We start from the raw sequence: 13,092 nt of genomic DNA on the forward strand, positions 1-13,092 counted from the left end.
GCACCAGGTGATAGACACAGCGGGTCACGGTTCCTGTCCGCCAGCAGGAAGGTTTCCCCATGTCCGAGAACACGACCGCCGGCGCCACATCACGCCGTCAACTCCTCGCCCGTACCGGAGCGTTGGGTGTCTCGATCGCCTTCGCCGGCAATCTGACCGAACTCTTCGCGGGCACCGCCGCCGCGCAGGATCTGGGCCACCGCGGATACGGCCCGCTGGTCCCCGACCCGGATGGTCTGCTCGATCTGCCGGAAGGTTTCTCCTATCGGGTCCTCTCCCGCGAGGGCGACCCGCTGCGCTCCGGGGAGGGCCCCGTCCCCTCCAACCACGACGGCATGGCCGCTTTCGCCGGGCGCAACTCCGGCAGACACGGACGCCGCGTCCACCTGGTGCGCAACCACGAGAACCGCAACAACGCGACCCGCCCCGTCCCGACCGTTCCGGGCCTGACCTACGACCCGGCGGGCAAGGGCGGCTGTACGGCGCTGACGCTGGACTCCCGTAACCGCGTGCTGTCCGAGCGCGTCGCCATCGCCGGTACGGCCGTGAACTGCGCGGGCGGGCCCACCCCCTGGGGTACGTGGCTGACCTGCGAGGAGACCGAGGACAAGGCCGGCACCAACGGCTACGCCAAGGACCACGGCTTCATCTTCGAGGTCGACCCGGACGATCCGCACCGCTCCGGCGCCGTCCCGCTGACCGCGATGGGCCGCTTCCAGCACGAGGCGATCGCCGTGGACCCCCGCCGCGGCATCGTCTACGAGACCGAGGACGCCTTCCAGAAGCCCTTCGGCCTCTTCTACCGCTTCCTGCCCGAGCGCCCGCGCGGCGGCCTCGGCTCGCTGCGCGCGGGCGGCCGGCTCCAGGCGATGCGGGTGCCGGGCGTGCCCGACCTCTCCTCGATCCAGGAGACGGGCGCCTGCTTCGACGGCGTCGAGTGGGTCGACGTACCGGACCCGCTCGCCGTCCAGACCCCCATCCGCCTCCAGGACTTCGGCCCGAAGGGCATCACCCACGCGCAGAAGCTGGAGGGCTGCTACTGGGGCGGCCGGAGCGTCTACTTCGTCTCCTCCTTCGCCCGCAGCGCGGAGGGCTCGGCGGCCGACCACTTCGGGCAGATCTGGCGCTACGACCCCGGCGAGCGCCGCCTCACCCTGGTGATCGTCTTCGGCCCGGACACGGATGTCCAGCTCCCCGGCGAGTCCCCGGACAACATCTGCCTCGCCCCCAGCGGCGGACTGATGGTGTGCGAGGACGGCAACGGCGCCCAGCACGTCTACGGCGTGACACGGCGCGGCGAGGTGTACGCGATGGCGCGCAACGCCCAGAACCTGGGCACCCCCGAGGAGCCGGAGTGGGGCGAGTTCGCCGGCGTCACCTTCTCGCCCGACGGCCGGACGATGTACGTCAACTGCTACACCCCGGGTACGACTTTCGCGGTGACGGGACCCTGGCGCAGGTAGGGCCGATCTCCCGGGCCTCCCCACGGAAGCTCTCACTCCGGCGCGTCCTCTAACCTGTGCGGCATGAACGCTCCGGGGGACCTCGTCGACGGCCGGTTCGAGCTGGTCGAGCGGCTCGGCAGTGGTGGCATGGGCACCGTGTGGCGGGCCCGGGACACGGTGCTCCAGCGCGAGGTCGCGCTCAAGGCGGTCCGGTCCGACGCGGACACGGTCGGCGTGGTGCGCGAGCGGGTGATGCGGGAGGCGCGGGCGCTGGCCCGGCTCAGCCACCCCCATGTGGTGACGGTCCATCAGATCGTGGACGCCGATCCGCATCCGTGGATCGTGATGGAGCTCGTGCCCGGCAGCTCGCTCCAGCAGCGGTTGAGCGAGGGCGGCCCGCTGACCCCGGCGGAGGCGGCGCGCACCGGCCGGCAGGTGCTCGCCGCGCTGCGGGCCGCGCATGCGGCGGGCATCCACCACCGGGACGTCAAACCCGCCAACATCCTGCTGCGCCCCGACGGCGACGCCGTCCTCACCGACTTCGGCATCGCCGCCCTCCAGGGCACGACCGGGCTCACGGCGACTGGCGAGCTCGTCGGCTCACCCGAGTACATGGCCCCGGAGCGGATCCGGGGTCACGCCGACGACCCGGCCGCCGATCTGTGGTCGCTGGGCGTGGTGCTGTACGTGTGCGTGGAGGGCGTCAGCCCGCTGCGCCGCCCCACCACCCTGGCCACCCTGGCCGCCGTGCTCGACGACCCGCTTCCGCCGCCGGCCCGCTCGGGCCCGCTGACGCCGGTGCTCGACGCGCTGCTGGTCCGGGATCCGGCCGGCCGCCCCGACGCCGGACTGCTGGACTCGATGCTGGCCCAGGTGGCGGCGGGGACGACACCGCACTGGTCGCAGCCGACCCGGACGGCCGCCGTGCCGCACCCGCTGCCGGCGCCGCCGCCGTTCCCCACCCAACGGGACACCCCACGCCCGACCACCCCGCAGCGAGCGGACGGGCCGCGACGCCGTACACCGCTCGTGGTCGCCGCTACGGCGGTGCTGGTCATCGCCGCCGCGGCGGCACTGGCGCTGGCGCTGCGCCCCGGCGGCACCGAGGCCCGCGACACCGGAGCCGGCGACGACAAGGCCGCCATCGCGACACAGCGCACCGCCACCGAGGCCGGCCCCGACTCCGCGAAACAGCCGCCGAAGCCGTCGCCGACCTCCACCCCGAAGACGGCCGCGCCCACGACACCGTCACCGTCGAGCGCGGCGCCGACGGCCGGGCGCTGGATCGCCCAGCTCCACTCCGAGCCCGTCGGGTCCGGCACCGCCGCGCGGGACCGCCACCTCGCCACGATCCGCCGGTCGGTGCCGCAGGCAGAGGTCCTGCGCAGCGGCGACCACGCGTCCCTGCGCCCCGGCTACTGGGTGTTCTACGCCCCCGGCCCCTTCGCCGACGGCCGCGCGGCACTGAGGTTCTGCGCCAAGCACGACCGGACGACGCCGGCCACCTGCATCGGCCGCTATCTGAGCCCGAACGCCGCCGACTACTCCCTCCAGTGCCGCCCTCCGGCCTCGGCCCCGACCGGCCGCTGCACCCGAGAGGACTGAGCCCCAGGCGGGTGACAGCGGGCCAGCACGCCCCCGATCGGACGGAAATGTCTGTTTGATCATCATATCTTCGGGCGGTGATCACTCTCGCCCGACGCGTTCTCCCCGTCTGCGCCCTGGCCGTCGCGCTCGGCGTCTCCGCCGCGTGTACGGCGACCGACGAGCGCGGTGCGTCCCGTGCGCCTCGCCCGGCGCCCAGCGCCTCCGCCGCCTCCCCCTTCTCCCCCGCCGCCGAGCCGCCGACCCTGGCCCCGGGGCCCGCCGGCCTCACCCCCGTCTTCGAGCACGGGCCCCGGAACCGGGGCAAGGCCGTCGCGCTCACCTTCGACGCCGACATGACCGCCGGACAGGGGGCGCGGGCGGACGGTGGGGAACGGTTCGACAATCCCCGGCTCGTCGCGACCCTGCGCAGGCTGAAGGTGCCGGCGACCGTGTTCATGACCGGGCGATGGGCCGAGGAGTACCCGGCGCAGGCCCGGTCCATCGGGCGCGACCCGCTGTTCGAGGTCGCCAACCACTCCTACAGCCACTACGCCTTCACCGACGACTGCTACGGCCTGCCGGCCCTCCCCGAGAGCCGGATGCGGTCCGATGTGGAGCGGGCGTACCGCGCCTTCCGGAAGGTGGGCGTGCGGGACGCGATGCCGTACTTCCGGTTTCCCGGCGGCTGTCACGACCGGCGCGCTCTGAAGGCGCTGACCCAGGCCGGCGTCACGGCGGTGCAGTGGGACGTGGTGAGCGGGGACGCGTTCGCGACGGACGCCGGCGCGGTCGCCCGGCAGGTGCTGCGCGAGGTGCGGTCCGGGTCCGTGGTCGTCATGCACTGCACGCTCAGCGCCGCTCCGACGACCGAACGGGCGGTCCGCGCCATCGTGCCCCGGCTGCGCGAGCGAGGGTTCCGGTTCGTGAAGGTGTCCGACCTGATCGCGGCCGGGGCCGGCCGGGCGTGAGCGTCCTACGCTGGAGGTATGAGTGAGGACTACTGCCTGATCGACGCGGCCAGGCCGCCCAGGGCGGACGGGCCACCGTATGCCGAGTGCGTACTGTGTCGGGAGCCGACGGAGTACCCGGAGTCGTACAAGGGGATCACGCTGTGCCCGGTGTGCGAGTGGCAGGAGGCGCAGCGCACGGCCTGTTCGGGGTGATCCGCCCGTTCAGGCCCTGCGGGAGGTGAGCGCGCAGGCCGCGGCGATCGCCCCGGCCGTCAGCAGGGCTGCCGCCGCCAGGGGCAGCACCGGCAGCGGGACCGTGCCCGAGCGTGAGCCGGTGACCAGGCCGCTGACCGCGGCGTGGGCCGGGGAGCCGGTCGCCACGACGCAGAGCAGCGCCGCGAGCAGCATCGCGGGGACCGCGCGTCCGGTCGAGCGCAGCACCGGCCAGGTGGTGAGCGCCCCTACGGCGGTGCCGAGCAGGGCGCAGGCCAGTGCGACGAGCAGTCCGGCGGCGCCCGCGGGCAGCCGGGGCACCCGGGTCTGGTGATCGGCGCCGACCGGGTCGCTGATCAGTGTGACGGCCACGACCGTCACCGTGCCGAGTGCCACGGCGGCGGCGAGGGCCACCAGCAGCGCGGCGAGATGAGCCCGTCCAGGACCGACCGCCGCGGCGACACAACTGCGGGCGGCGGGCGGTTCGTTGGTGACGCAGATCCGCACCAGCCAGGCCGCGACGGGCAGCAGGGCAGCGGCCGCGTAGCCGAGGGAGTCCAGCACCGGCTCGCCGCCCCGTACGCCGATCGCGAGGAAGGCGGCGTACAGGATGAACGGCGGCAGCCAGCGCTGCGAGCGGGCCAGCAGGGCGGCCTGGTAGCGGAGGGGGGCGGAGATCGACATCATCGGCCGCGGCTCCCGGATTCGTCGGTGGTGGATTCGTCGGTGGTGGATTCGCCGGTGGTGGATTCGCCCGTGGTGGAGTCCTCCTGACGCACGCTCACCACGTGCCAGGACGGGCGGGCGGTCAGCAGGGCGCGCAGCAGGACGTCGGAGTGGGAGGCGGGGACGGTGAGTCGGTGGATGCCGGGCTCGGTCTCGTCCGCCCCGGTGACGACCCTGGCCGCCGCGGCGGGCAGGTGCGCATCGGCCGGGCCCTGCACGACCACGGTCGTGACCGGTCCGCCGGAGGGTGAAGTCGCGTGTGCGGTACGGCGGTCGAGGCCGCCTTCGCGCACGGTGTACGTCGCGTCGGGCGCCCCGGCGAGTCGGCGCGGGTCGTGGTCGACGAAGACCACGGCGGTACCGGCGGCGGTCCGCTCGGCCACGGCGCGCTCCAGCTCGGTGCGTGCGGCGGCGTCCAGGCCGGTCCATGCCTCGTCCAGGACGAGCAGCTCCGGGTCGGCGAGCAGGGCCTGCGCGACGGCGACCTTCTGGCTGCTGCCCTTGGACAGCTGTGCCATCGGCGTACGGGCATGGGCGGCGGCACCGAAGCGGTCCAGGCAGTCGTGTGCGGCGCGTATCGCCGCCGGGCGGGAGAGGCCGTGGACCGTGCCGAGGTGGGTGAGGTAGCCGAGGGCCGTGAAGGGCAGCGCCGTGGGGAAACGCTCGGGGACGTAGGCGGTGCGGGGGCGGCCGGTGACGCGGCCTTCGGTGGGGGCGTCCAAGCGGGCGAGGAGGCGCAGCAGGGTCGACTTTCCGGTGCCGTTGGGCCCTTCGAAGCGGATCAGCGCACCGGGCGGCACGGTGAGGTGGATCCCTCGTAACACCCATGGCCCACGCAGACCGTAGCGGCGGCCCACGTTGTCCAGACGAAGATCACGATGCATGGAGGACATCTTGTCGTACGGCCGTTGCGTGCAGGTGAGGGCGGGCCTGGGAGGCGCGGGACGGAGCCGGCCGCCCGCGCTTTAGGGTGCTGTCGTGAGCCATGACGCGCCGTCCGGCGGTACCAGCCCCTTCCACTCCGAGCCCGGTGCTCGCGATGCCGCGCCCCAGTTCGTGCTGCCGCTCGTGGTGCGGATCGAGCGGGCCGCTCCCCCGGCCCGTACGGACGCCCTGGAGACCGCCGCCCGTGCGGTGCTCGTGATGCTGAGCGACGAGCGGTCCGTCGGCGACGGCGAGTGGGCGCAGGCCGTACGGGACTGGCAGGACGCCCGGATCCGGAAGGTCGTGCGGCGGGCCCGTGGGGCCGAGTGGCGGCGGGCGGCCGGGCTGCCGGGCATCACCGTGACCGGCGGCTCGTCCGAGGTGCGGGTGTTTCCCCCCGTGCCGTTGGACGGCTGGCCCAAGGAGCTGGCGAAGCTCCAGGTGTCCGGCACGGACCTCGACGACCCCGAGGCACCGGAGCCGGCCGATCCCGCGGCGCCCGTGCTCTGGCTCAACCCGGAGGTCGAGATGTCGGCCGGCAAGGCGATGGCACAGGCGGGGCACGCGGCCCAGCTCGCCTGGTGGGAGCTGTCGGACGAGGACCGGGACGCCTGGCGCGAGGCAGGGTTCCCGCTCGCGGTGCGCACCGCGACCCCGGAGCGCTGGGGCGAGTTGACGACCAGTGGGCTGCCGCTGGTGCGTGACGCCGGGTTCACCGAGATCGCGCCCGGCCTGACGGTCGCGGCCGAGGGCGGCCGGCGCTGGTGCCGGCTGCCGTACGCGCCCACGCCGTAACCGCAGCCGGCCCCTGTTCCTGCGGACCGGAGGGCGGCATTCAGGCTCCCGCACCTCTGATGTCACGCGCTCACCACAGATGCCGGGTGGACCAGTCGACCGGCTCGGGAGTGGACCATTTCGCCTCCCCCAGCTCCTCTACCGTGATCTTGGTTCAGCGCACCGGGGTGTGTCCCAGGGGGAGATGGTCATGTCCGACAGCCGCACAGCGCTCACCCAGGAGTCCCGCGTCGGCCCGCCCCCGCAGCGGGCGAACGGCCGCAGCCGCCGGCTGTCCGCCTGGGATCCGGAGGACGAGGCCGCCTGGAAAGCGGGCAACGAGCGGGTGGCCCGCCGCAATCTGATCGTGTCGATCCTGTCCGAACACGTGGGCTTCTCCATCTGGAGCATGTGGTCGGTTTTGGTGCTGTTCATGTCGCCGCGGACCGGACACGCCTTCACCGCCGACCAGAAGTTCCTGCTCGTCCTCGTCCCGACCCTGGTCGGCGCGGTACTGAGGCTGCCGTACAGCTACGCGGTGACCCGCTTCGGGGGCCGCAACTGGACGGTGTTCGCCTCCATCCTGCTGTTCGTACCGGCGGTCCTGACGCTCTGGTTCGTGCACCGGCCGGGGACCCCGCTGTGGGTGTTCCTGCTGGTCGGGGCCACCGCGGGCGTCGGCGGGGGCAACTTCGCCTCGTCCATGACCAACATCACCGCCTTCTACCCGCAGCGCCTTCAGGGCTGGGCGCTCGGCCTCAACGCGGGCGGCGGCAACCTCGGTGTCGCCGTGGTGCAGTTGGTGGGTCTGCTGGTCATCTCGACCGCCGGTGACACCCACCCCGCGTACGTGGCGGCCGGCTATCTGCCGCTGATCGCCCTGTGCGCCGTGCTGGCCGCCCTGTTCATGGACAACATCGACACCGTGCGGACCCACCCGCGGGCCCAGCGGGAAGCGGTCCGGGTCGGTGACACCTGGTGGATCTCCGTGCTGTATCTCGGCACGTTCGGTTCGTTCATCGGGTACGGGTTCGCGTTCGGCATCGTCCTCCAGAGCCAGTTCGGTGCCTCTCCCCTGGAGGCGGCCCAACTCACCTTCCTCGGACCGCTCCTGGGGTCGCTGAGCCGGCCGCTCGGCGGACGGCTGGCCGACCGCTGGGGAGGTGCGCGGGTCACCCTGTTGACGTTCGTGGGCATGGCCGGGGGCACCGGGGTGCTGCTCGTCGCCTCGGCACGGGACTCGCTGGGGCTGTTCCTGGCCGGGTTCACCGCGCTGTTCGTCCTCAGCGGCCTCGGCAACGGGTCGACGTACAAGATGATCCCCGCCGTCTTCGCGCGGAAGGCGCAGGGGGAGATCACCGCGGGCGGGGACGCGGTGGAGGCGTTCGCCCGGGCCCGCACGCTGTCCGGCGCGGTCATCGCCATCGCGGGGGCCGTCGGCGCGCTGGGCGGCGTCGGCATCAACCTGACGTTCCGCACCTCCTACTCCGCCTCCGGTGGCGGCGAGGCCGCGTTCTGGACCTTCCTCGGCTTCTACGCTCTGTGCGTCGTGGTGGTCCGGGTGGTGTACCTGAGCGCCGACCGGGGCCGGGCGGCCCTCGACGAGGAGTCACGCATGAGCGCGGGCCAGGCCGGGACGAGGAGTCACGCATGAGCGCGGGCCAGGTCGACACGCACTGCCCGTACTGCGCGCTGCAGTGCGGCACGCGGCTGAGCCGGCAGGACGGCGCCGGGTCCGTCCGTGTGCAGCCCTCCGAGTTCCCCGTCAACCGCGGTGGTCTGTGCGCCAAGGGGTGGACCGCGCCCGCGGTGCTCGACACCCCGGACCGGCTGCGCCATCCGCTGCTGCGGGACCCGCACGGGCGGCAGACCCCGGTCGGCTGGGACACCGCACTGGACCGGGTGGCGGAGCGGCTGCGCCGTATCCGCCAGGAGCACGGCCCGGACGCGGTGGCCGTGTTCGGCAGCGGTGGGCTGACCAACGAAAAGGCTTATCTGCTCGGGAAGTTCGCCCGGCTGGCGCTGGGGACGAGCCAGATCGACTACAACGGCCGCTTCTGCATGGCGTCGGCCGCCGCCGCCGGGAACGCGGCCTTCGGCGTGGACCGCGGTCTGCCCTTCCCGGTCACCGACCTCGCGGACGCGGACGCCGTGCTGCTGGCCGGGGCCAACGTGGCCGAGACGATGCCCCCGTTGCTGCGCCATCTGGAGCGCGCCGCGCTGATCGTCATCGACCCGCGCCGGACCAGGACCGCGGAGCTCGCCGCCCTGCACCTTCAGCCCGCGCCCGGCACCGACCTCGCGCTCGCCCTCGGTCTGCTGCATCTCGCCGTCACCGAGCACGCCCTGGACCGGCGCTTCATCAGCGAGCGCACCAGCGGCTTCGACGAGGCCTGGCAGCACGCCCTAGCCTGGTGGCCGGAGCGGGTGGAGCGGGTCACCGGCGTACCGGCCGACGAACAGCGGCGGGCCGTCCGGCTGCTCGCCGACGCGCGCAACGCTTATGTGCTCACGGGGCGTGGGGTCGAGCAGCACAGCAAGGGAGCCGACACGGCCGCCGCGTTCGTCAACCTGGCCCTCGCGCTGGGCCTCCCCGGCCGCCTGGGCAGCGGCTACGGCTGTCTCACCGGTCAGGGCAATGGGCAGGGGGGTCGCGAGCACGGGCAGAAGGCCGATCAGCTGCCCGGGTATCGCTCGCTCACGGATCCGGCCGCGCGGGCCCATGTGGCGGGAGTGTGGGGCGTGGAGCCGGGTGAGCTGCCCGGGCCGGGCCGCAGCGCGTACAAGCTGCTCGACGCGCTGGGCCGGCCCGGCGGACCGAGGGCCCTGCTCGTCTTCGGCTCCAACCCGGCTGTCTCGGCGCCCGACGCGGGGCGGATCAGCGAGCGGCTGCGCGCCCTCGATCTGCTGGTGGTGGCCGACTTCGTGCCGTCCGAGACGGCCCGGCTCGCCGACGCGGTGTTCCCGGTGACCCAATGGGCGGAGGAGGAGGGGACGATGACCAGCCTGGAGGGCCGGATCCTGCGGCGCCGCCGGCTGCTCGACCCGCCGGCCGGGGTACGCGGGGACCTCGAGGTGATGCAGGGGCTGGCCGTCCGTCTCGGGCGGCCCGCCGAACAGTTCCCGGCCGCGCCGCGCGCGGTGTTCGACGAACTCCGGCGGGCGTCACAAGGGGGCCTCGCCGACTACTCCGGCATCAGTTACGACCGGCTGGACTCCGGGGAGGCGCTGTACTGGCCGTGCCCGCAGAGCCCCGCCGGTGTCGAGGCGCACCCCGGTACGCCCCGGCTGTTCCTGGACCGCTTCGCGCACCCCGACGGGCGGGCCCGGTTCGCCGCGGTGGACCACCGGGACGCCGCCGAACCCGTCTGCGCGGAGTACCCGCTGACCGCCACGACCGGGCGGGTCCTGTCCCACTACCAGTCGGGCGCCCAGACCCGGCGGGTGGACGAACTCCTCACGGCCGCACCGGAGATGTACGTCGAGATGCACCCGGACACGGCCGCCGGCGCCGGTCTCACGGACGGGACGACGGCCGAGGTCCGCTCCCGGCGCGGCCGGGTGACCGCCCGCGTGAAAGTGGTGAAGACGATGCGTCCCGACACGGTGTTCCTGCCGTTCCACTTTCCGGGCGACGGCCGCGCCAACCTGGTCACCAACCCCGCTCTGGACCCGCGCAGCGAGATGCCCGAGTTCAAGGTCTGCGCGGTCCGCGTCGCGCCTGTCGGACGGGAGGCATGAGCATGCACATCGTCGTCGTGGGCGCCGGACCAGCAGCACACCGGCTGGTGGCGGCTCTGCGCGGGCATGGGCATCGAGGCCGCGTGACCGTGCTGGGCGCCGAGCCGCATCCGCCGTATCTCCGCCCGCTCCTCGGATCGGTGCTGGACGGCCGGCTGCCTGCCGAGGCCCTCACCCTGCCCGCGCCGGACGCCGATCTGCGCACCGGCGTGAGCGTGACCTCGGTGGACCGGCCGCGCCGACTGGTCCACACCGACGACGGCAGGGCATACGCCTACGACGTGCTGGTGCTGGCCACCGGCGCCGGACCCCGGCAGCCACCGCCGTACGAGCCGGCCGTTGGCGGGGAGGACGGGACCGCGGACGACCCGCCGGTCCGGGTGAGTGCGGTGCACACCCTGGACGACTGCCGGGCCGGGCCGGCGGGGCTCGGTACGGGGCCGGGTTCCGTGGTGGTGGCCGGCGCCGGAGTGCTGGGCGTGGAGACGTCCGTGGCCCTGCGCGAGAACGGGCACTCCGTCACGCTGGTCCACCGCGGGCCGTTCCCCATGGAGAACCGCCTGGACGAGACCGCCGGCCTGCTGCTCGCGGAGCGGCTGCGGCAGCTCGGCGTCGACGTGCTGACCGACCGGAGCGTGTCCGGGTACGGGCGGGGCTTGGTGACCCTCGACCACGGGGAGCGAATACCGGCGGACCACATGCTGCTGTGCACCGGCGTCGTGCCCGAGACGGGACTGGCCCGGCGCGCAGGTCTGACCGTCCGGGACGGAATCGTCGTCGACGAGCGGCTGTGCACGAGCGACCCGCGCATCCATGCCATCGGGGACTGCGCTCAGCAGGCGGGGGCCGTGCCGGGGAGCGTGGCCACGGCTTGGGAGCAGGCCGATGCCCTGGCAGCGCTGCTGACCGGCGCTCCCGGCGCGGCGGTTCGCGCCGGCCGCGCCCGCCCGGTGCTGCGGCTGCGCAGCCGGTCCGTGGAGCTCGCGGTGTTCGGGAGCCCCGGCGATCCGGACAGCGGGGGTGCGGGCATCGAGACGGTGACGTTCAAGGACGCCTCGGGCGGCCGGTACGCGAAGCTGAGCTTGAGCGAGGGGCGGGTGCGGGCCGGGGTGTTGCTGGGTCTGCCGCGCGCGGCCTCCGTGATCGCCCAGCTCTACGACCGGCGCGCCCCCCTGCCCTCGGACCGGCTGTCCCTGCTGCTCGGCGCGCCGCCGATCACCGGGGACCGGGCCGCCGCCCCGCCGGACGACGCCCTGATCTGCGACTGCAACAACGTCAGCCGGGCCGCCCTGCGCACGGCTTGGCGCGGCGGCGCCCGGGACCTGTACGCGCTGGTGGCGGCGACCCGGGCCACCACGGGCTGCGGGGGCTGCGCCGACGACGTCCGTGCGTGGTGCGCGCAGGCCCGGACCGGGACCGGCGGCGACGACGGGCCCGCGGGGGCCGAGTTGTGCGTGCCCACGACGGCTGGCGGAGGTGTGCGGTGAAGCGCACGCTCATCGTGGTCGGCCATGGGATGGTCGCCCATCGTCTGGTGGCACGGCTGTTGGCGGAGGACACCGGCCGTGCCTGGCGGGTCCTGGTCATCGGAGAGGAACCGTGGCCCGCGTACGACCGGATCCAGCTGTCCCGCTGCCTCGGGGGCGGCGGCGCCGCCGAGTCGCTCTTCCTGGACCCGGTCGCGCTCACCGACAGCCGCGTGGAAGTGCTCACCGGCAGCCGTGTCGTGGGGGTCGACCGTGAGCGCCGGGTCGTCCGGACCGAGGACGGGGCGTGCCGGCCGTACGACGCGCTCGTCCTGGCCACCGGATCGCGGGCGTTCGTCCCGCCGGTCCCCGGCTGGGACACCGCGGGCTGCTTCGCCTACCGCACCCTGCGCGATGTGGAGGACATTCGGGCGGCGGCGACAACGGGCGGCACGGCGGTCGTCGTGGGCGGCGGGCTGCTCGGACTGGAGGCCGCCAACGGCCTGGACGCCCTTGGGATGCGGGTCCATGTGGTGGAACTGGCGCCCCGGCTGATGCCCGTGCAGCTCGACGAACCCGGTGGGCTGCTGCTCGCCGGGATCATCCGGGGCCGTGGCGTGGACGTGCGGTGCGGGGTCGCCGTGGAGCGGGTGGAGGCCGGCGCGGACGGGCGGGTCGCCTCGGTGGTCCTGACGGACGGCTCCTCGCTGGACGCGTCCGTGGTGGTCTTCGCCGCCGGGGTCCGGCCCCGTGACGAACTCGCCGTCGGGGCCGGGCTTGCGGCGGGCCCGCGCGGCGGCTTCCTCGTCGACGAGTGGTGCCGTACGCCGGATCCGCGCGTGTGGGCCGTCGGCGAGTGCGCGGCCGTCTCCGGCCAGTGCCACGGTCTGGTCGCGCCGGGACACCGGATGGCGGAATCGGTGGCGGCGCAGCTGCTGGGCCGGGCCGCGGCCCCCTTCTCGGACCCGGATCTGTCGACGCGGCTGAAGCTGCTCGACGTCCAGGTCGCCTCCTTCGGTGACGCGCACGGACGCACCGACGGTGCCCTGGAGTTCACCGTGGAGCAGCCGCCCGGCGAGCGGTACGCCAAGCTGGTCCTCAGCGGCGACGGGCGGACCCTGCTGGGCGGCGTCCTGGTGGGCGACACCGGACCGTTCCCCCACCTGAGATCGCTGGTGGGCCGGCCCATCCCCGTGTCCGCCGACGCGCTGCTGCGCGGCGCCTGACGGCCTCCTCGGAAGGGTCGGAGTACGTCGCCCCGGCCGG

General features: G+C 74.1%; 11 protein-coding genes. 9 read left to right on the forward strand and 2 right to left on the reverse strand.

All coding sequences use genetic code 11. The features are described 5' to 3' along the window. Positions 1–59 precede the first annotated feature (59 nt). The 4 genes from ACHBTE_RS03030 to ACHBTE_RS03045 all read left to right on the forward strand — a co-directional run bounded on the left by ACHBTE_RS03030 (position 60) and on the right by ACHBTE_RS03045 (position 4,195). Entirely contained in the window at positions 60–1,463 is a 1,404-nt protein-coding gene (locus ACHBTE_RS03030; RefSeq protein WP_394721724.1) for a PhoX family protein, read from the forward strand. Between the two features lie 63 nt (positions 1,464–1,526). Continuing rightward, the gene (locus ACHBTE_RS03035) at positions 1,527–3,050 is read left to right on the forward strand and encodes a serine/threonine-protein kinase (protein WP_394721725.1); all 1,524 of its coding nucleotides are present in this window, start codon (positions 1,527–1,529) and stop codon (positions 3,048–3,050) included. A 77-nt stretch (positions 3,051–3,127) separates the two neighbouring features. Beyond that, on the forward strand, positions 3,128–4,000 hold the full coding sequence (locus ACHBTE_RS03040) for a polysaccharide deacetylase family protein (protein ID WP_394721726.1): 873 nt from the start codon (positions 3,128–3,130) through the stop codon (positions 3,998–4,000). Between the two features lie 18 nt (positions 4,001–4,018). After that, positions 4,019–4,195, forward strand: a complete 177-nt coding sequence (locus ACHBTE_RS03045; RefSeq protein WP_394721727.1) for a hypothetical protein — start codon at positions 4,019–4,021, stop codon at positions 4,193–4,195. 9 nt (positions 4,196–4,204) lie between these two features. Here the strand turns inward: ACHBTE_RS03045 and ACHBTE_RS03050 are convergent, their stop codons facing one another. Continuing rightward, positions 4,205–4,873, reverse strand: a complete 669-nt coding sequence (locus ACHBTE_RS03050) for an ABC transporter (protein WP_394721987.1) — start codon at positions 4,871–4,873, stop codon at positions 4,205–4,207. Positions 4,874–4,878: 5 nt separating this feature from the next. Beyond that, positions 4,879–5,805 (reverse strand): ATP-binding cassette domain-containing protein, encoded by a 927-nt coding sequence (locus ACHBTE_RS03055; RefSeq protein ID WP_394721728.1) that lies wholly within the window; start codon positions 5,803–5,805, stop codon positions 4,879–4,881. Positions 5,806–5,899: 94 nt separating this feature from the next. Between ACHBTE_RS03055 and ACHBTE_RS03060 the strand changes: the two genes are divergently transcribed. From ACHBTE_RS03060 to ACHBTE_RS03080, 5 genes are all read left to right on the forward strand, one after another. Continuing rightward, positions 5,900–6,640: a peptidyl-tRNA hydrolase gene (locus tag ACHBTE_RS03060; RefSeq protein ID WP_394721729.1), complete on the forward strand. Its 741-nt coding sequence runs from the start codon at positions 5,900–5,902 to the stop codon at positions 6,638–6,640. 190 nt (positions 6,641–6,830) lie between these two features. Next, positions 6,831–8,273 carry an MFS transporter gene (locus tag ACHBTE_RS03065; RefSeq protein WP_394721730.1) on the forward strand — a complete coding sequence of 481 codons (1,443 nt, stop codon included), beginning with the start codon at positions 6,831–6,833 and terminating at the stop codon, positions 8,271–8,273. Then, positions 8,270–10,360 (forward strand): molybdopterin oxidoreductase family protein, encoded by a 2,091-nt coding sequence (locus tag ACHBTE_RS03070; protein ID WP_394721731.1) that lies wholly within the window; start codon positions 8,270–8,272, stop codon positions 10,358–10,360. Before ACHBTE_RS03065 ends, ACHBTE_RS03070 begins: the two co-directional genes overlap by 4 nt. After that, on the forward strand, positions 10,357–11,847 hold the full coding sequence (locus ACHBTE_RS03075; protein ID WP_394721732.1) for an FAD-dependent oxidoreductase: 1,491 nt from the start codon (positions 10,357–10,359) through the stop codon (positions 11,845–11,847). The genes ACHBTE_RS03070 and ACHBTE_RS03075 overlap by 4 nt, the downstream gene beginning before the upstream one ends. Continuing rightward, positions 11,844–13,052, forward strand: a complete 1,209-nt coding sequence (locus ACHBTE_RS03080; protein WP_394721733.1) for an NAD(P)/FAD-dependent oxidoreductase — start codon at positions 11,844–11,846, stop codon at positions 13,050–13,052. The genes ACHBTE_RS03075 and ACHBTE_RS03080 overlap by 4 nt, the downstream gene beginning before the upstream one ends. Positions 13,053–13,092: the final 40 nt, after the last annotated feature.

This window comes from Streptomyces sp. M41 (assembly GCF_043673425.1).
Taxonomy (GTDB): Bacteria; Actinomycetota; Actinomycetes; order Streptomycetales; family Streptomycetaceae; genus Streptomyces.